9 protein-coding genes are annotated in these 19,225 nt (G+C 43.6%); all 9 read left to right on the top strand.

Annotated features, from left to right (window positions below; genetic code table 11):
• Positions 1–232: 232 nt before the first annotated feature.
• The 9 genes from OM416_RS28305 (at position 233) to OM416_RS28260 (ending at position 19,182) form a co-directional block, all read left to right on the top strand.
• Entirely contained in the window at positions 233–1,360 is a 1,128-nt protein-coding gene (locus OM416_RS28305) for a glycosyltransferase family 4 protein (protein WP_036612523.1), read from the top strand.
• Between the two features lie 169 nt (positions 1,361–1,529).
• The gene (locus OM416_RS28300) at positions 1,530–5,480 is read left to right on the top strand and encodes an S-layer homology domain-containing protein (protein WP_264935072.1); all 3,951 of its coding nucleotides are present in this window, start codon (positions 1,530–1,532) and stop codon (positions 5,478–5,480) included.
• A 205-nt stretch (positions 5,481–5,685) separates the two neighbouring features.
• Positions 5,686–6,027 (top strand): hypothetical protein, encoded by a 342-nt coding sequence (locus tag OM416_RS28295; RefSeq protein ID WP_076332560.1) that lies wholly within the window; start codon positions 5,686–5,688, stop codon positions 6,025–6,027.
• Positions 6,028–6,615: 588 nt separating this feature from the next.
• Positions 6,616–9,813 (top strand): S-layer homology domain-containing protein, encoded by a 3,198-nt coding sequence (locus tag OM416_RS28285; RefSeq protein ID WP_319951943.1) that lies wholly within the window; start codon positions 6,616–6,618, stop codon positions 9,811–9,813.
• A gap of 288 nt (positions 9,814–10,101) precedes the next feature.
• Positions 10,102–12,693 carry a hypothetical protein gene (locus tag OM416_RS28280; RefSeq protein ID WP_264935069.1) on the top strand — a complete coding sequence of 864 codons (2,592 nt, stop codon included), beginning with the start codon at positions 10,102–10,104 and terminating at the stop codon, positions 12,691–12,693.
• A gap of 140 nt (positions 12,694–12,833) precedes the next feature.
• Positions 12,834–13,400 (top strand): hypothetical protein, encoded by a 567-nt coding sequence (locus tag OM416_RS28275; RefSeq protein WP_264935067.1) that lies wholly within the window; start codon positions 12,834–12,836, stop codon positions 13,398–13,400.
• Positions 13,401–13,548: 148 nt separating this feature from the next.
• Positions 13,549–13,821 (top strand): alpha/beta-type small acid-soluble spore protein, encoded by a 273-nt coding sequence (locus OM416_RS28270; RefSeq protein ID WP_017691962.1) that lies wholly within the window; start codon positions 13,549–13,551, stop codon positions 13,819–13,821.
• A 255-nt stretch (positions 13,822–14,076) separates the two neighbouring features.
• Positions 14,077–15,279 carry a methionine adenosyltransferase gene (metK, locus tag OM416_RS28265; protein WP_062836985.1) on the top strand — a complete coding sequence of 401 codons (1,203 nt, stop codon included), beginning with the start codon at positions 14,077–14,079 and terminating at the stop codon, positions 15,277–15,279.
• Between the two features lie 192 nt (positions 15,280–15,471).
• The gene (locus OM416_RS28260) at positions 15,472–19,182 is read left to right on the top strand and encodes a SwmB domain-containing protein (RefSeq protein ID WP_264935063.1); all 3,711 of its coding nucleotides are present in this window, start codon (positions 15,472–15,474) and stop codon (positions 19,180–19,182) included.
• The last annotated feature ends 43 nt before the right edge of the window (positions 19,183–19,225 follow it).

The raw sequence follows: 19,225 nt of genomic DNA, 5'->3' as shown, positions 1-19,225 counted from the left end.
CAAGGCAACCTGTCGATCGCCGTTATCCCCAGATTTCTTTTTATCCTTTTTCAAAGGATGAAATCCGGTGATAAATGCGAACGTTACACTTCTCTAGGTTCTCCTTGCACTCTTCGTTATCGTGTAACAAGATTTTTCATCAAATGTGACTAACAAATAATTTTATATATAAAAAGAGATCAGGGGATTTATAATTTCGTACAGGTATTATAATTGGGGGTCGAATGTTCAAATGGTAGCGATCTTTATCATTGGATTTATCGTGTCAATGGGACTGGCTCTTGCCCTGACACCACTTGTCAAAAAGTTCGCAGTCCGCATTGGCGCAATGGATACGCCGAATGCACGTAAAGTACACACACGGATCATGCCACGTCTTGGTGGTCTAGGGATATTCTTGGCCTTTATTATCACAGTTGCTGCATTGCTTCCGTTTGTATCGGCATGGTTCACGACTCGGGATATGAGTTTTGTCAGCGCGTTTCTGATTGGTGGAACCATTATCGTACTGATCGGAGCACTCGATGATCGGTTTGAACTATCGGCCAAAGTGAAGCTGCTTGGTCAGATCGTTGCTGCTTCTGTCGTTGTATTTGGATTTAATATCCGGGTAGATTTCGTTAACATTCCGTTTCAGGATTCCTACTCTTCACTCGAAGCTTGGGTATCCATTCCCCTGACGATCTTATGGATCGTTGGTGTAACGAATGCGATTAACCTGATTGATGGTCTAGATGGTCTGGCTGCCGGTGTATCTGGTATTGCAATTGGTACCATTGCCGTGATGTCCTTCCTGATGGGTAACATGATGATTGCCTTGATGTGTCTTGTGCTGCTGGGTAGCATCATTGGATTCCTGTTCTTCAACTTCCACCCGGCGAAGATCTTTATGGGGGATACCGGATCGCTATTCCTTGGTTTCTCTCTGGCGATGCTGTCCATGCTGGGATTCAAACAAATTGCTATCGTGTCCTTTATTACACCGCTGATCATTATCGGTGTGCCGCTCTCGGATACCTTCTTCGCGATTATCCGTCGTGCGGTACAACGGAAACCGATTTTCGCACCGGACAAAGGTCACCTGCATCACTGCTTGCGTGAACTTGGATTCAGTCACCGTCAGACGGTACTGATCATATACGGAATTGCTGCATTCTTCGGAGTGCTGGCGATTATCCAATCTTCCGCTGCCATGTTTGAAGCGAACTGGGTAACGTTCGTGGTCATCTGTATCATGATGTTCTTCCTCCAAGTGGGAGCAGAAGTCATCGGACTTGTTAGCAAGACGAGAAGACCGGTTATCAACTTCCTGATGCGCATGCGCGTCAAGCTGAATCCGGAGACTCGTTCGAAATCTTAAATAGATAAATAAATGTAATGGTTACAGCTATTCTTGAATATTATTCCAGACCCAACCTTATCCCTTGTGGATAAGGTTTTTTGTTTATTTTGAGGTTTTTACTAAATAATTGGAACCTTTTGCCGATATATAAAGGTAACTGACTTAAAAAGAGGAGAGATGATACGTAATGCAACAAAAGAAACGGCCGTTGGTCTGGATCATGTTGGTCACCATGGTGTTCTCATTGTTCCCACAGGGTCTATTCGGTGGGGCTGTTGCTTCGGCTGCAGACGGTGATCCGGTTGGATCTAATGCTTATACCACATATTTTACGCCAGATCTTAGAACATTGCGGGAGACCGCTGCTCTATCTATAGTTCAAGATGCGACCAAGGCTTTCTTGACACGTTCGAATGCATATACAACCTCAACTTCAGCAATTACAATTTCAGGTTCTTATGCATTTGTATCCAATACGAGCTTGAAGGTTAAAGTTGAACAACTGAACTTGGTTACAGCCGGTTCAGATAGCAAATGGGTTCCAGACTCGACTAAATCAATCACAACTGCAGTTACTGCTGATCCAAGTGGTAATAACAAATTCACAGCGAATAACCTCAATCTGTTCCCGGGATTCAACCGAGTTACTTTCTCTGGTAACCAGGGGTCAGTTGAACGGTCAGATACATTCTATGTATTGTACGATCAGGCTCCATTTATTGAGAGCTTCCAAGTATTTACGGACAGTTCCGCTACTGGCGGTAACAAGTCTTATAATCTGAATGAGGGTTCCAACACAGTTGTAGATACACAACGTGTATCCATTCAAGGTAAAGTACAGAATTCCACCCTGGTTAGTGTGAAAGTTAATGGCGGGGATGAAATTAATGCTTCCATGCTGCAAGATGGATCGTTCTTCTTGCCACAGCTAGCATTAAAAGCAGGACTGAATAATCTGAAGTTCAAAATTTCAAGCGCATCCAATGCTATTGAAACAGAACGTTCAATTTACTATTTCGATAAAGACCAACCTTTTACGGATTTGAAAGTGCAAATGGGTGGACAGAACAAATCCATTTTGAGTAGCAACCCAACCTTTACAGGTACAAGTCAAACTACAGCAACATTGACTGGACAGGTTCTGCTTCCATATTCAGCGAGCCCTAATCCATTTAGTCCAACGAATGGTGAAATCACGTTGTCTAATGGCAACTTGACGCAACCAACTAATTTTGTGTTTGAAACGGACCCGGCTGAAGAAGTACTAATCACGGGTTCCGATGGTGTAACCATTGAGTACCGATTGGTGAAATTCGAGGTTACAACACCGTATAACTTGGAACTTGCCGCAGATGGCACATCTCCCAAGAAGGATCAAACGCTTCGTCTCCGTCTCGCATACGGTAATTTCAGTGCAGGATATAACGCAAGTTATACCTTCTCACCAGGGGCACAGGATATCACAGAGATCTACTATTTGCCTGACTACAAAGTGGGTGAAGCCATTGATTCCCAGACGAAGCTCGATGGCACTAAGCTGCAAAGCGATGAGTTCTTCATTTTGGTAGAATCCAGTGAACCCATCTCGGGTACGCTTGTAGGTGAGTATCTGCCAACAGGCACAACCAAACTAACTATAGCTAACGTAGCTTCACCACAGGGATTATCTAATAAGCAAAAAATCTATAAAGTCTCCGGTTTCCTTGGTGGAGATCAACAAGTACGCTTTTACTATGGTAGTCCGACGAATTTGCCTAAGATTGTAAAAATTTCTTATGTAACAGCGAGCTCTATTTATGTGGAGAGTCTTCAAAACGGACAAACCTACACCTTTAACTCTAAGAGTAGTTCGCAAAAGCTTACGTTAAAAGGTCGTTTCATTGGTTTCAAAACCCTAGACGGGGATAACTTTGTCGCGGAATTACTTGTAAATGGTAAAAAATTCACACCATCAACAGCATTCCCGAAAAAAGAGGATGGAACGTTCAGTGTAGACTTACCTGTGTTAAAGGAAGGACCGATTGTCTATGGTGAGAACACCATTCTAATCCGTGCTACAGATGAGGATGCGAATAAACTTCCGATCACCATTTCGACTACGTTGAAGATCAATGTCATTGACCAGAATCAATCGACAGTGACATCTTTCATGCCTACGCTGATTCCTAAGGATTCACGTCAGCAATTTATCAACAAACCAATCACGCAATATGAAGATGATGAGATGAAGCGCATTTTCTCCGTTACACCTGAATTTGCTTTCAAAGAAGACAAGTATGTAACAAGTGAAGAGAATTATGACCTCGTCATTAATGGCGGTGGTGCTGATATTGTGAACGTCTACTTCGGTTCTGATAAAATTTTCACTAAAGAACTGACAAGTACAACGATTTTTGAAGTGAATCAACCAGCTACAACTGGCTTGCCTAGCTATGATATTACAGGTAATAGTGACCTGTTTATCGCACGGATTCAGAATCTTAAGTTTGATGTACCAGGAACACATGTGTACACACTCGAACTCATCAACAGCACAGGTGCGAGAACGACACAACGTCTTGAGATTGTACGGGAACCTTCTTCTTACCGCATTTTGTCTCCACAACCTACGGTAGGAAACAACATCGTTGTGAACAAAAACTTTGTTCGTTTCGATATTGAAGCTGAGGGAGCATCCCAAGTATTGATCGGTAAAGAGCCTGCAGTTAAACGTACCGATATGAATAACCGTTTTGTATTGGATTATGTAGGACTCAAAGCAGATAAAAATAATGCAATCAAGATTCAGATTATACGCGAGGGCGGCACGATCAACGATACAGTTAATGTGTATTACACAGGTGCAATCGCGATTGATTCACAGTTCATGGCTCCTAAGGTAGCCAACAAATATACCGTGTTCAACAAAAATGTGGTGCTTTCATTCCCGAAAGGAACGGTACTGCAATCGACAACAACAAGTGGCATGGTGAAGTTCTATCCAGACAACAAACTGTTGTTTGGTATCGCTGATCCAAAAGACGGTGTTGTAGAACGTAAGAATGACTACGGTAATGTTATCGGAGTTAATGCAGATGACAGAAGTACCAATGGTGCCAGCGTAATTCGTATTCCTACTGAATTGTCGAGCTTCTTCGCCTCGGTGATCAATACAGCCAACTTTACTCAAGTATCTGATATTTACTGGATCAACGGTGGTCTGGGTGAACTGGGTGATCGTGGTACGAACGGTTACAAAGCAGGAACGAATGGAATCACGCCTTATTCCATTGATGGAGAGTTTACGAGATATGCACAAGAGCGTATTCTGACCCCATCCCAGCGCGGTACGTTAACGCTGAGCTATGATCCATCCATTGTTGACGATGTAGGGTCTACGATTACGGTATATCGTTACTCGGATGACTCTAATGTAGGTAAATGGGTTTCCATAGGTGGTGCAGTGGATACAAAGAGTCACACTATCACTGTTCCGTTTGATGAATTTGGATATTACAAAGTCATGAAGCAAAGTCAAAGCTACCCGGATATCACAAATCATCCATGGGCACGGAACTTGCTGAATGCGATGTATTCCAAAGGAATCATGAATCCGCTCAGAACCAATGCGTTCGGTGCGGATGATCAGACAACACGTGGCGAATTTGCTACTTTGCTTGTCAAAGGTATGGATATTCAATTGGTTAAACCAAGCAAAACAACCTTCACAGACGTTTCCGAGAACACCAAATCGGATCGTTGGACGTATGAAGCGATTGAAACAGCAGCACGTGCAGGTATTGTTCAAGGGCTTAGTGATGGCTTCTTTGGACCAGATCAGCCTGTTACACGGGAGCAAGCAGCGGTTATGATCGCACGGGCGATGAATGCCAAGCTTGCAGCCAATGACAGTAAGCTGACGGCTACTTTGGCCAAATCATTCCTGGATTCAACTTCTATCGATTTCTATGCACGACCAGCCATTGTGGCGGTTACCAAAGCGAAAATCATGGAAGGAAGCCCTGTAAACATTCCAGGTGCAGCCAAAACGCAATTCCAATTCAATCCAAAAGGTAATATGACACGTGCTGAAGCAGCTAAGATTGCAGTAGAACTGCTTAAAAAGAGCACGAAGTTATTCCCTAAAACATTGAGCTAATCTAGCATTGTTGAGATAATTTTAGGAAGGACCTGTCCCTTTTACTAAAAGGGGTGGGTTCTTTTTATGACTCTAGAATAGCTTGTATAGAATTCATTTATAATAGAAGGAAACTGTTTTTTACCAATAACTATTTTTGTAATTTGCTAGAGATTAAGATACAATAACGGTAAATACACAATGATCTAGAGGGTGAAGTTAGCTAATGAAACCGATTTATTCGAGAGCCCAATTGGGTTACATGAAGGCAAAGACACAGTTTGAGAAGCAGGCAGTCATTCTGGAGAAAAAGTTGGAAGATACACGTAAGACCGAAGAGATCTCTCAGGAAGTAATGGAAGGGCTTGTACAGTCCACCGGCTTCCATGATGCGTATAACAGTCTGGTTCTGGCCGAGAATGAATTGATTGAATGGTCTCACACCACGATGAAGCATGAGAAGACATACCGGGAGAACAGACAACCAATTGACGATATGTATCTGAGATTGAATAGTGATCCAAATATGCGTGCTCAGATTATTGAGCTAGCGATGAAGATCCGCTAAGTTATAGTCACTGATCCAAGAAGAGGTGCCCTGAGGGCCCTCTTTTTTTATTTTCAATAATGTAGAATTTGTCGCTTCATCGTGGAACATAACGGGTATAAATAAACGTCCACATCATTCCTTACACAGGTTGATTTCGGAGGAAAGGTCATGAATACAGCTGCATCAAAGGTTTTGAACCCGCTATAGACCCGCACTGCATCAATACATAAATAAGTTCAAAACTTTTTTTGAGGAATCCGCAACTTTTTGAAATCTGCTGCGTTTAAGATGTAGAGTCAAAAACATTGGGGAACTTACCAAGATTGACCTCGTGAAGAATCTTGTCTATTTATTAGAAAAAATTGCTTTACGGCACGAGAGACCCATTGTATAATACGTAAGGTAGGATTAGGAAACTACTCTATTTACGTATGATTCTATCATTTATTCTTGTTTACAAGTTTCTGTGATATGCTCACAGACATCATTTATATTAACTTGCTCATAACTCTGGAAAGGGGGTGCGACAATAGAATGAGGAATACGAGCGACCCTATTAAAGAAAATTCCAATGTTATGAACGCCCAAGGAGGAGACAAAAAGGTTATGAAGAAAATTTTATCCGTAGCATTGTCTACAGCAATGGCATTCTCAATGTTTGCATCTGTAGCATTCGGTGACACAGCAGTAACACCACAACAACAGTTTGACGCATTGAAAGCAAAAGGTATCTTCACTGGTTATCCAGATGGTTCAGCTGGTCTGGACAAAGAGATGACTCGCGCTGAGTTCGCAAAAGTTATCACTAAATTGCTCGGTCTGAAAGAGATCACTGGAACTCTTTCTTACACTGACAAAAACTACACAGCTAAAAACTGGGCTGTACCTTACATCGAAGCAGTAACTGCTGCGGGTATCATGGAAGGTAAAAACGTAGAGAAAAAAATCTTCGACTTCAATGGTAAAGTGACAGTAGCTGAAATGGCTACAATCTTGACTCGTGCACTTGATCTTGAAATCCCAACTGAAACTAACAACAATGCAGCAGCATGGGCTAAAGGTTATGTTCAAGCAGCGATCAACGCAGGTCTGATCGACGCTAACGCTAACTTCTCTGGCAATGCTTCCCGCGAATTGTTGGTAGGTGCAGCTTACTCTATCGATCAAGCTCAAAGCTTGAAAGTAGAATCTTACACAGTAACTGAAGCTGGTAAAGTAGTTGAGTTCAAAATCAGCGACGGCGAAACTGTAAAAGTAACTTTGGATAAAGCTCTTGAAGCTAACAAAGAAACTGAAGTGAAATTCACTTACAAAGATAAAGAGTTCACTGAGAAAGTTACTTATGTAGTAACTACAGCTACTAAAGTTCAAAGTGCAACTGCAACTAACCTCAAAGAAGTAGTAGTTAAATTTGACGGTAAAGTTGATAAAGATTCCGCAGAGAACGTAGTTAACTACACTCTGAGATCTGGTAAAGTTGTTGATAGTGTAACACTTTCCGACGATCAAACTTCTGCAACATTGCTTTTGAAAGACAGCGCATTGACTAACAACCGTGTTGATGCAGTAACTGTTTCCAACGTAAAAGCTGGAACAGCTACAGTTAGCGCTACTAATGTTGAATTCACAGCAGTAGATAATGTTCTTCCAGAAGTTTCATCTGTACAATCTCTGGGAACTAAATCTGTTAAAGTGGTATTCAGCGAGCCAGTTAAAAATGTTGGTCAAACCAACTTTACATTGGATGGCAAAGAATACTTCGGTAAAGTAACTGTAAGCAACAACTACAGAACAGTTGTATTGACTCCGTACAGCACAACTGCATTGGCTGTTGGTGATCACAAACTTACAGTAAGCGGTGTTAAAGACTTCGCTGACTTCGTATCTTTGGCTTCTACTCATGACATCAAAGTTGTAGAAGATACTACTGCTCCTACAATTGCTGAAGCAACTGCAACTTTGGAAAGTGTAACAGTAACTTTCTCTGAAGATGTAGATGTAGAAACAGTTGATGCTGCTAAAGTTTACTGGAAATCCGGTGACAGCAAAATCACTGCTGTAAGCAAAAAACAATTGGCTGATAACAAGTGGCAGTTCACTTTCGGAGTTAACAAATCCCTTCCAACAGGTTCTGTATCGATCTTCGTTGAAGGTGTGAAAGACTACTCCGGTAACCAAATCGCAGCTAATACTTCTGTTGTTGTAACTCCTGTAATTGATCAAGTGCGTCCAGAAGTTGCTTCTGTAACTACTGATGATGCTCGTACAATTAAAGTTACTTTCACTAAAGAAGTAGAACTTTCTAGCTCCCAATTGAGCTCTAACTACACTGTAAAAGACAAAGATGGTAAAACTGTCTCTGTTCAAAGTGCAGTACGTGATGCTTTGGATAGCAAAGTAGTTCGTGTAAATCTTTACACTGATTTGTCTGTAGGTAACAACACACTTACAATTCAAAATGTAAAAGATAATACAAAATTGCAAAATACAATTTTGGATTACACTGGAACTATTAACCGTACTGACAAAGATGCTCCAGTAAAAGAGTCTGCAACTGTTAATGCTAAAGAAAAACGTGTAGTTGTTAAATTTGACAAAGCAATGGACGTTGAAAGCTTGACTAACTACTCTAACTACTTGGTGAGCATTGATGGTCGTAATCAAGCATTGACTCCTGCTATTGCAGAAATTACACCTATTCAAGATGCAACTGCTGTATCTATCAGATTCGCAGAAAGCTTGAATGGTAAAACTGTAGTATTCGGATCTACTGCTCTCGCTAACGAAACTAAGATTGAAACTTTGACATTGTTGGCTCTTAAGAGCGCTAACGGCACTGTTCTGAAAGATTTCACTGAGTCAACAGTAACTCCAACGAATGTTATCACTCTGACATCTTCTTCTACAGCTTTTGCAGCTTCCGAAGCTGAGTTGGTTGACAGAAGAACTGTTAAAGTGAAATTTGATGCAGGTATTAATAACTACACTTCAAGTGCAGCTATTCAAAACACTGTAACAAATGGTCCAGCAGTTTCAAGTATCGAAGTAAATGGTACATCAACAGTTACTGTTAAATTTGCTTCTGATGTGAACACTGATGGTAGCAACCTTAACTTGAATGTTAATTACGAAAGCTTTGTAAGTAACGCAGGTAACGCAGGCGTAGGTAATACTGCACTGTCTACATTCAAAGATTCCGTTAAACCAGTAGTAGTAGTTCCTGCTTCTGACAAACTTGCAGTAAGCAACAATCAGATCACTGTACAGTTCTCTGAAAAAGTTAAATCTGCTAGCGATGCTCTTGCTGCAGGTGCATTCACAGTAACTCGCATTAGCGACAACAAAGCGTTGCAAGCTGGAACAGACTTTACTGTTACACGCAACACTGATCAAGACGCTTATGTAATTAACTTGAATGATGCAAGCACTCGTACTGCAGCTACAGCTTATAAAGTTGCAGTTATCGATAACAACCTGATTACTGACCAAGCAACAACTCCTAACTCTGTTGCAGCATTCAGCGGTGAAAGTGCAGTTGTTGGTAATCGTACTGCAGCTCCTGTAGCTTCAACTATCTCTACAGATGATGCAGCTGATACTGTAACTGTTACTGGTCTGGTTGCTGGTGATGTTGTTAAAGTATACAGTGACTCTGCATTGGCTACTAAGCTGGGGGAAGAAACTGTAGCTACTGGTGATACTTCTGCAGTGGTAAATGCAGCTTTAACAGCTGGTACAGATGTTTATGTTACTGTAACTAGCGCTGGCAAAGTTGAATCAACTGGAACACTTGTAACTCCATAACAAATTGTTCTAATAGATATTATCTAACATCCCCTGATCAAAATTTGATCAGGGGATGTTTTTATTTATAATTACGAAAAGATTGCAGAGTGAATTTCTTGAAATGAGGAACTGAAAATTTTCTTAGCTCAGTAATAGAATTTTTATAGTCCAATGAAAGTAATAATTCTTTAAATCTATAAACATTCATTAGTTATCAATACATCTTTTTATACAACATCGTAACTTTCTCCCCTTCCCAAACGTTTATACTATAATAGCAACAAGCAACTTATGGGAGGTTTGGAAGTGAATCAAAAGAAAATGTTTGTGAGCTTGCTCGCAAGTGTGATGTTGATCAGTTCAACAGCGGGCATCGCCATGGCAGCGAGCACAACCAATAAAACGGCTACCACCAGTTCAAATAGCAGTACATCGAAGAAAACGACAACGCAGAAGGTTGTACATACCCTGGGTAACCTGTCAGCTGTTAAAGTGACAGCACGAAGTTCCGTAAGATTAACAGATGTAAATATTTTGGCTCAAGACGATGGTAATGTGGTTACGTATACATTGTCTTACAAGAACAATGACAGCACTCCAATGATGATGCTCGATTACTGGAGCAAGGTAAAGACAAAAGGTGGAACGCTATTCTCACCTAAACTGATCGCCAAAGATCAGGAAAAGAAAACAGTCGCACCTGGATCAACCGTTGAGTTGACCTATGTCATGAAAGTGGGTCGCGAAGTGAAACTGAGTGATCTGAACTTCCTCATCGTGAAATGGGATTTCAGTCAAGCTAACTATGAACGTACGCTGGGTAAGTTTAATGTGCCCTCATCCTATAGCATTACCACTCCTGTAGGTAAGCCAAAGACGGTTCGTCTGAGCGACTCTGCGGTAAAGGTGAAAGTATCAGGTATTAAAGTGTTCCCAGGTGAGGATAAGAATCAGTATGTGAAAATTGGCGTGAATTTAAACAATATCAGTTATAAATTGCTTGAAAATCCGAATATCAAATGGATCTTACGTACGCCAAGTGGTACGAACTATCCGCTAACCCCGGATAAAGACAGCACGAGTGTTAGCATCCAGGCACAGGCCAATAAGGCACTTAGCCTGATGGCATCTCTTCCTACGTCAGTGAAGCTGCAAAAGTCTGAGTTGTTGCTGGTAGAAGAACAGGGTGAAGAGAAGAGTGTTCTGCCTGTTGCTGCATTGCAATTGCCAGAGGCTAGCAAGACGAATGTAGAGGTTGCTGCCAATCAGCCCAATATTATTTCAGTTGAAGGACAACGACTGTCCACATTGCTTGAATCCGCTAAAGTCCGAATCGATGATGGTGAGTACAGTCTTAACCTTCAAATGAAGCTCAAGAATGAAGGCAAGAAAGCCATTAAGGTGCCGACATATACCTTCGAGGTACGGAATTCAGATGGAACAGTTTATCCGATTGAAACCAAAGCATTGGATACATTGAAATTGAATCCGGGCGATATCAAGACGATAAAGCTCAGTACAACCCTTCAGGGTGATGGGGATACAAGCAAAATCAAGCTGTACGTGATGAGTCCGGTAGACAAAAATGAAAGCACAGAATCCACGACCTCTTCTCCAACGAATGGATTTGTCTTCTCCTATCCTGTAGGTGTCTATGCAATCCCTGAGTCGGTATCCAGCGGAGATGGATTGACAACTGAAACAGTCATTAAGAATAACAAAGGTACATTTGGTGTGTCTTTTGGATCGTTACAGCGGTTGCCGTGGCTTGATAATGATATTATTGCGGCTAAAGTGACCATTCGTAATGCAGGTAACAAAACAGTTCAACTTCCTGAGCTTGAAGCGATGTTTATGATTGATTCTGCTGAGATTGAGGGAGACAAGAAGCTAATCTACACACAAAGTGGCAAGCTACTTGGAGCGGGTATGACAACCGAGGCTTACCTGTTGACCAAGATTCCTTCTGAATTACGTATATCTCGTCTGGAACTTAGTCTGAACGAGAAAGTTAGTGAAGAAGAGACGAATGAATGGATTACGTTAAATACGTCTGGATTAATTCCACCGGTATCATATGTTGGAAGTGGCAAGACATACACATCGGGTACTGCTGATAAAGAGACGGAAATGGGTGTGCGGAGAACGATTCGTTATCCGGGAACATCATCGGACATCGTATATACCGAATTTGAAATGACGAACAAATCACTGCGTCAAAGTGGGCTTGGCAAACTTGTAGGTTACTTCAAAACATCGGATGGCCAGTATTACAGAGCAACTGCGAAGCAAGCAGAGCGTCTGCCTGGTCCGGGACAGAAGTCGATTGTTACGTTCTGGGCCAAAATTCCGAAGTCCGTTACCTTCTCAGACCTGCGTCTGATTGTGGGTGAAGGTATTGCAGACAGCAAGTTTGTAACCGGTGAAGGGGAAGCGACTGCTTATGTGAATGCTCTGGCATTCGAAGTACCGCCAACCTCCATTAGTGTTCAAGGCTCGTTAACCAATATTGATCTCTATCCTTATTCTTGGACTGCCAACAGTGTGAGAGCATATCTGGCAGGCAGCTCGTCAGTACAGATTGAGATGAATTACAGCTTATCCCGTAATGAAGAGATTGAGATGGGTGAGAACGAGCGCAAGTTAATCCTCACTCTGACGGATCAAGCAGGTAAATCATATGAGAAAGAGCTGACTTTGGGAACCGATCTGAAAGTGGGGACCAACCAGACACTGAGCTGGAGCGTAGAAGACAGCTTCTTCGAGAAGTTGCGTGGTGGTTCGTATCGCTTAAGCGTAGATGATCAGTTCCAGGGACAACGTATTCGTCTTGCAGAGCAAAGCTACGGATATGACCTGACCAAGCTTCCGAAGGAAGAACCTGTCGATTTGAGATAGATGCATAGATTCGAATAATCGTTAGATTTGTCCACAAAACCTCGTTTCCAACTCAACGGAAACGAGGTTTTGCTTGTCGCATCCTTACTTTTTCTCTATAGTTAAAGTTAATAGATTACCAGAGGAGGAAAATGATTCACATGAAACCTTATATGAAAGTATCCCTCGCTGCGCTCGCGATTGGTGTGGGCGTGTGGGTTGGGTCGGTATATAGCAATACGGCCATCGGTGCAGGTACAAGTCAGCCAGGAACAGCAGACGATCCGGTTGTAACGAAGAGTTATGTAGACCAACAGATTCAAAAAGCATTGGGTGGAGGCACTAACACCGGTTCTGGTAACTCATCTGGCAGCAATAACGGCTCGACTGGAACCGGAAACTCCGGTAGCACAGGTGGAGACACATCACTTCCTCCACTGGTCTCAGGCGCTACTGATGCCGTTGAGATTGTAACCGTGAAGCCGGGTCAACAGCTGATCGGCAAGTCTGGCGCGGAGTTCATTGTACGTAGCGGTAAAGCTGTGATCGTCAGTGAAGGTACGAACGGTGTAGCTGATCTGACGGACGGGATTGACCTGACGAATGGACAGGCAGCGCCGACCAATCACCTGCTCTCTTTTCCAAGGGATGGACGGGGGATCGCGGTATTGGAAGGAAACAAATATAGCCTAACTGTAATGGTTCGTGGTGGATATACTTTGAAATAGGATTTGTTGCTGTTAAAGGAATTATTCATTCGTTATGCTTTTCATTTGCTCAGATTACCCAGTTCTAACAATCATTAATACGGCTAGCCAGCCTTGTTCCTGCTCACTCTATAACTGTTGACAATCAATTAACGGAGGTGCAGGAACCATGGCTAGAAGCAATCGCAAAGTGGTACCCGAAAGTCGTCAAATGCTGGATCAGATGAAGTATGAGATTGCTGCTGAATTTGGTCTCAATGTTGGGTATGGCGGAAGAGGTTTGGCTGGTGCGGATACAGAATTTGGATCTGAACTGGGTGAAGTGAGTGATCACTCTTATGGGCAATACAAAGGGTGGGGACATCTGACTTCCCGTGAGAATGGATCGGTTGGTGGAGAGATTACGAAAAGGCTAATTCGTCAGGCAGAGCAGCACTTATAGGGCATTTTCCTTACCCCGTTTCGTTTGACACGTCTTGACAAATACGTTAAGATGGCATTTGAGGTATGCAACCTTTTCCACTAGGGAAAGGTTGATTTTCGTTTGAGGCAATTACCTGAAAAATCCTTATCTTCGGTACTGCGGACCCCGCGTCCTTATTCCATTATGGAAAGCTTCGAGGGTACAGTGAACGAATCGCTGTCATGTTTTGTTCGGGCAATCGCCATACTACTAGTTATGGGAGGTTGAAACTTCATGTCTGTTAAAGGCCGGCATCTATTTACATCGGAGTCTGTAACCGAAGGACATCCGGATAAAATCTGCGATCAGATCTCAGACGCCGTATTGGACGCGTTTCTTGCAAACGACCCCAATGCTCGCGTAGCTTGCGAAGTTTCCGTAGCCACAGGCTTAGTGCTTGTCATCGGTGAAATCAGTTCAGCTTCTGAATACGTGGACATTCCGTCCATCGTTCGTAATACAATTAAGGATATTGGCTATACACGTGCCAAGTTCGGTTTTGATTATAACACTTGTGCAGTTCTGACTTCTCTGAATGAGCAGTCCGCTGATATTGCCCAAGGCGTTAACGCAGCGCTCGAGAACCGTGACCCGGAACAAGTCGCTCGTGAAACAGAAAACATTGGTGCAGGTGACCAAGGTCTGATGTTCGGTTTTGCAACGAACGAGACACCAGAACTCATGCCATTGCCAATCGCTCTGTCCCACCGTATCGCACGCCGTCTGGCGGAAGTGCGGAAGAACGGTACATTGGAATATCTTCGTCCGGATGGTAAAACGCAAGTAACGATTGAATACGACGGTGACAAGCCGGTACGTGTGGATACAATCGTGGTGTCTACTCAGCACGCTGAAGAGACTACACTTGCGCAGATCCAGAAAGATATCAAAGAACATGTCATCTTGCCTGTCGTTCCAGCTGAATTGCTGGATGAGCAGACTAAATATTTCATTAACCCAACAGGACGTTTCGTTATTGGCGGACCTCAGGGAGATGCAGGCCTCACTGGACGTAAAATCATCGTAGATACCTACGGCGGTTATGCACGTCACGGCGGTGGTGCGTTCTCTGGTAAAGATCCAACAAAAGTAGACCGCTCCGCAGCATATGCGGCTCGTTACGTAGCGAAGAACCTTGTAGCTGCAGGACTTGCAGACAAAGTGGAAATCCAGCTCGCTTACGCGATTGGTGTAGCCAACCCGGTATCGATCAACGTGGATACATACGGAACTGGCAAAGTCAGCGAAGAGAAATTGGTTGAGCTTGTGCGTAACAACTTCGATCTTCGTCCGGCTGGCATCATTCGTATGCTGGATCTGCGTCGCCCAATTTACAAACAAACTGCTGCTTATGGTCACTTCGGCCGTACAGACCTGGATGTACCTTGGGAGCAAGTGGACAAAGTAGACCTTTTGAAAACTCAAGCAGGTCTGTAAGTTAGTTAACGCTATATGGTCATCCAATGAAGCCCTTGATTCCGCTATGGAATCAGGGGCTTTTTGCATCTTTTTACAAAATTAAGAACCATACATTTCCATTTTGTTAATTGAAAATCTCCCTTTGACCGACATAAATATAGAGGTCTGTATATCAGACAATTAGGATATTGAGATAAGGGGGAAGGTTGGGTGTTTGTGAAAAAAATGGCCCGCAAGGGATTGGCTAGTCTTATGATTTTGATGTTAGTCACTCAAGGGATACTCGCCGGATGGGTAGGAGTAGAGTCCTCGTATGCCGCTGATGAGTTGACGGGGAAAGGGATTAGCGCAACGTCACCTGCTGTGAACGAACAACAGGCAAGTGGATCAGCACCGCTGACGATTGATTTTATTAAGCCAGTAAAGAAAATCGACACTTCTACAGAGGAAATCTCTGTACACCGAGTCCAGGATGACTCCATTGTAACAAGAGTTCCCGTAACGGATGCAGCTGTGACTGTCGTTGCAGATGATGCTGCTATTGATGCAGCTTTGGGGAAACGTGTGGAAATCAAGCTTCCTGCATCTCTGCCTGGAGGTTCATTCTATGTTAGGATCGGCAGCCAGTCTTTCGTATATGGGGACGGTCAACCGATTGAAGGATTGAACAAAGAGTGGACATTCCGTACAGCAGGAGTTAGCACAGCTCGATTAACAGCGCAGGCACCTCTTAATGCGGCATCCAATGTATCTCCTTCAGCCAATATCCAGCTTACGTATGATCGGGCAATGAAGGTCGGTGCAGGCAAGCTTCAGATCTATAGTGGCAGTACATTATTGGAAGAAATCGATGCCAATTCAACCCGAATTAGTTTCAACACGGCGAGAACAACGGTGACGATTGATCCAGTGAACAATTGGGCGAATAACAGCACGATTTACATAGCAGTACCGGAAGGGTTTTTGCGTGATGACCTGAACAATGATACGGGGGCCATTCAGCGAACGACATGGGGGTTCAATGTGTTATCCGATCCCACTGCATTGACCGTATCCACCCTGTCTCCTGCAAACGGAGCAACAGGCGTATCACTCACGAATGAGTTTACGTTGACATTCAACAAAGACCTGGACCGGAATTTTGCAAGTTCAGCTACGGTTAAGAATGCAAACGGCGGGATTGTGGCTTCGACGACATTAATTAGTACGTCCAACCCGAGACAGTTGCGCATCATCCCGCAAACGACTCTGACAAGCAACACAACGTATACGATTGATATTCCTGCGAATGTGTTCCGGGATCAGACGGGAAATCTGTTCACTGGTCTGAATGGAGCCACATCGTGGACTTTTAGAACGTTGACCGTAGATACAACAGCACCTGTACTGAAAACAGCCAAAATGTACAGCAATACGATCATTCGATTAACGTATGATGAGTTGCTCTCCAGCCTTGATCCGTTTGCTTCCAGCTTCACAGTGACGATTAACGGAGAGAACCGGAATGTAAGTTCTTCCTATGTTTCTGGAGACAGTGTGTATGTTGTTCTGGATACAGGTGTAGCTGTAGGACAGGTTGTCCGCATTGCCTATGCACCGGGAACAGGAACACGTAAAATTCAGGATTTGTCTCTTAACGCGGCTCCAGCATTCGGAGCGAGAGATGTAGAGAACAGTCTCGATTCCATTATGTCGAAACCACGTGAAGGTACAGCTTATTACAATACAATCAGTCTGTATTATCCTGAGACCGTCTATATCAACTCCAGTGATGCGGTGAGACAATTCAGTGTTACAGCAGACGGATCAGCGGTGGGCATCAGCAGTATGTCCACCAATAACAGTTCGTTGGTAACGCTCAATCTCAGTCGTTCCATCCAGAATGGTGAAGTGGTACAAGTATCTTATGCGCCAGGAACATGGCCAGTGAAAGACAGTCGTGGTCAAGCTCTAGCTGGATTCAACGGGTTCTATGTACGAAACAGTATTGATACGAAACCACCCGAGTTCAAGAGTGCAGAAGTGAGTGGTACGACGATGTGGATCAGATATAATGAGCCGCTGAGCCGGACGAACAAACCACTCAAGAGCCAATATTCCGTATTGGTAGATGGTAAAGCCGTATTTGTGAATGATTCCGAGATTGAGGATGATATGATTACATTGATGCTGGCCAACACAGTTGCCAGTACTCAAAACGTAACCTTTTCTTATGTGCCGGGTACCCTGCGGTTAACCGATCTAAACAACAATCCTGCAGGATACGTTAATCTGGCTCCAGTAAAATATACCTTTGGTAACGGAAAAATATTGTCGGCTACTCTTCAAGGGGACAAAGTATATATTAACTTCCGAGATGCGCTTCAGGCTCAGACGGCTCTAACTGCTTCGCAGTTTAGTGTGCAGCTTGGAGGAACAACAACGAATGTTCTGAACGCTTCGATATCGGGTTCAATCGTGACACTTAATCTTTCGAATTCGGCAACAGCAGGACAGACAGGTACGGTTAGCTATACTCCGGGAGCAGTTCCACTACGTGATGCGTTGAATAACACCATTGCTGCTTTTGGGCCGCTTCCCCTGCAACAAAATGGTAGCAGCTCGACAGGCAACCAGACGAACAGCCGTCCTTCTTGGCTTACAGAACAAGACTCTTCAAGTTATGGACAAGCTCTGCTTGTGATGAGTACGGATACGGCAGCTACAGCTTCCATGATGTCACGCAACAATCGCTCTACTCGTCAGTTCAATGTAGACGGGGCCAAGCTTTTGCAGGCCTTCCAGTACGCAACAACGACTGGCAAAACAACACAACCTGTTGTATTTGAAGTCCCTGCCAGCGAATCGTCGGCTTATGTAGGGTTCCCGCTGAATACATTGGCTCAGGTTGCATCGAGTAACCGTACAGGTTCAATTGGTGTCAAATATGGTGATCGTCTGTGGATGGTCCCACTTTCCAATCTGAATGTATCCGCAATGAGTCAAGCTGTCGGGGGAAACACAACCAACACGGATGCATCCTACTTCTATGTACAGGTGGAGACGGTTCCTGTCTCCAGTTCAGGTACGATAGATGGAATGCTGGCCGTTGCAGGAGCACAGAAACTCGGTAATGTTACAGACATCTACCTATCTGCGTTTAGTGGAAATACGAATCAACGGGTAGAACAAAATATTAAGAGCCAGCTCGCGATGCAGTTGCCTGTAAACACACCTACAGCGACTTCCGGGTTTACGTATATTGATCCGACTACACTGATTCTGGCGAATGTGCCACATACGTTTGCGAGTGCAACAGGAGGTGTGGTCGTTAAAGGACAACTGAACGGTAACCAGACTATAGTGCCTGTCACTCATGCTGTGAGCTATCAGGATACCTCCAGCCATTGGGCAGGTGCAGTCATTAAAGAATTGTCGTCCAAATGGATCATTGGGGCCACGAACGGCTCCTATTACGGACCTAATCAGAAAATAACGCGTGCCGAGTTTGCCGAATTGGTAGCCAAAGGCCTTGGTTTGAAAGGAGATCAGACTGCTGCACGACGTTTCCGTGATATTCGTGGTGGTGATCTGACCAGTGCCTACATTGGTGCCGCGGCAGAAGCCGGGATTATTACAGGCAACACGGACGGTACATTCAAACCGGAAAGTGAAATCACTCGGGAACAAATGGCTATTATGATGGTTCGGGCAATGAATTACGGTGGTAAAGCAGTCTCACTTCAATCCTCCGTTACTTCGACGTTGTCCAAGTTCAAGGATAGCAATAAAATTCAGTCCAAGGATTCTGTTGCCAAAGCAGTGCAAGAGGGAATTATTCAAGGCATGACAGCGAGAACATTCGAACCCCAGGGGAACGCAACTCGCGCTCAGGCAGCAGTCATGTTGAAACGGGTTTTGGACAAGTTGGAATATCTATAATAGTAATTAGCTCTTTTATCTTAGTGAAGCGAAATCGATCAGG

It is taken from the genome of Paenibacillus sp. LS1, from assembly GCF_026013365.1.
Classification (GTDB): Bacteria; Bacillota; Bacilli; order Paenibacillales; family Paenibacillaceae; genus Paenibacillus.
This window is presented reverse-complemented; position numbering and strand designations above follow the sequence as displayed.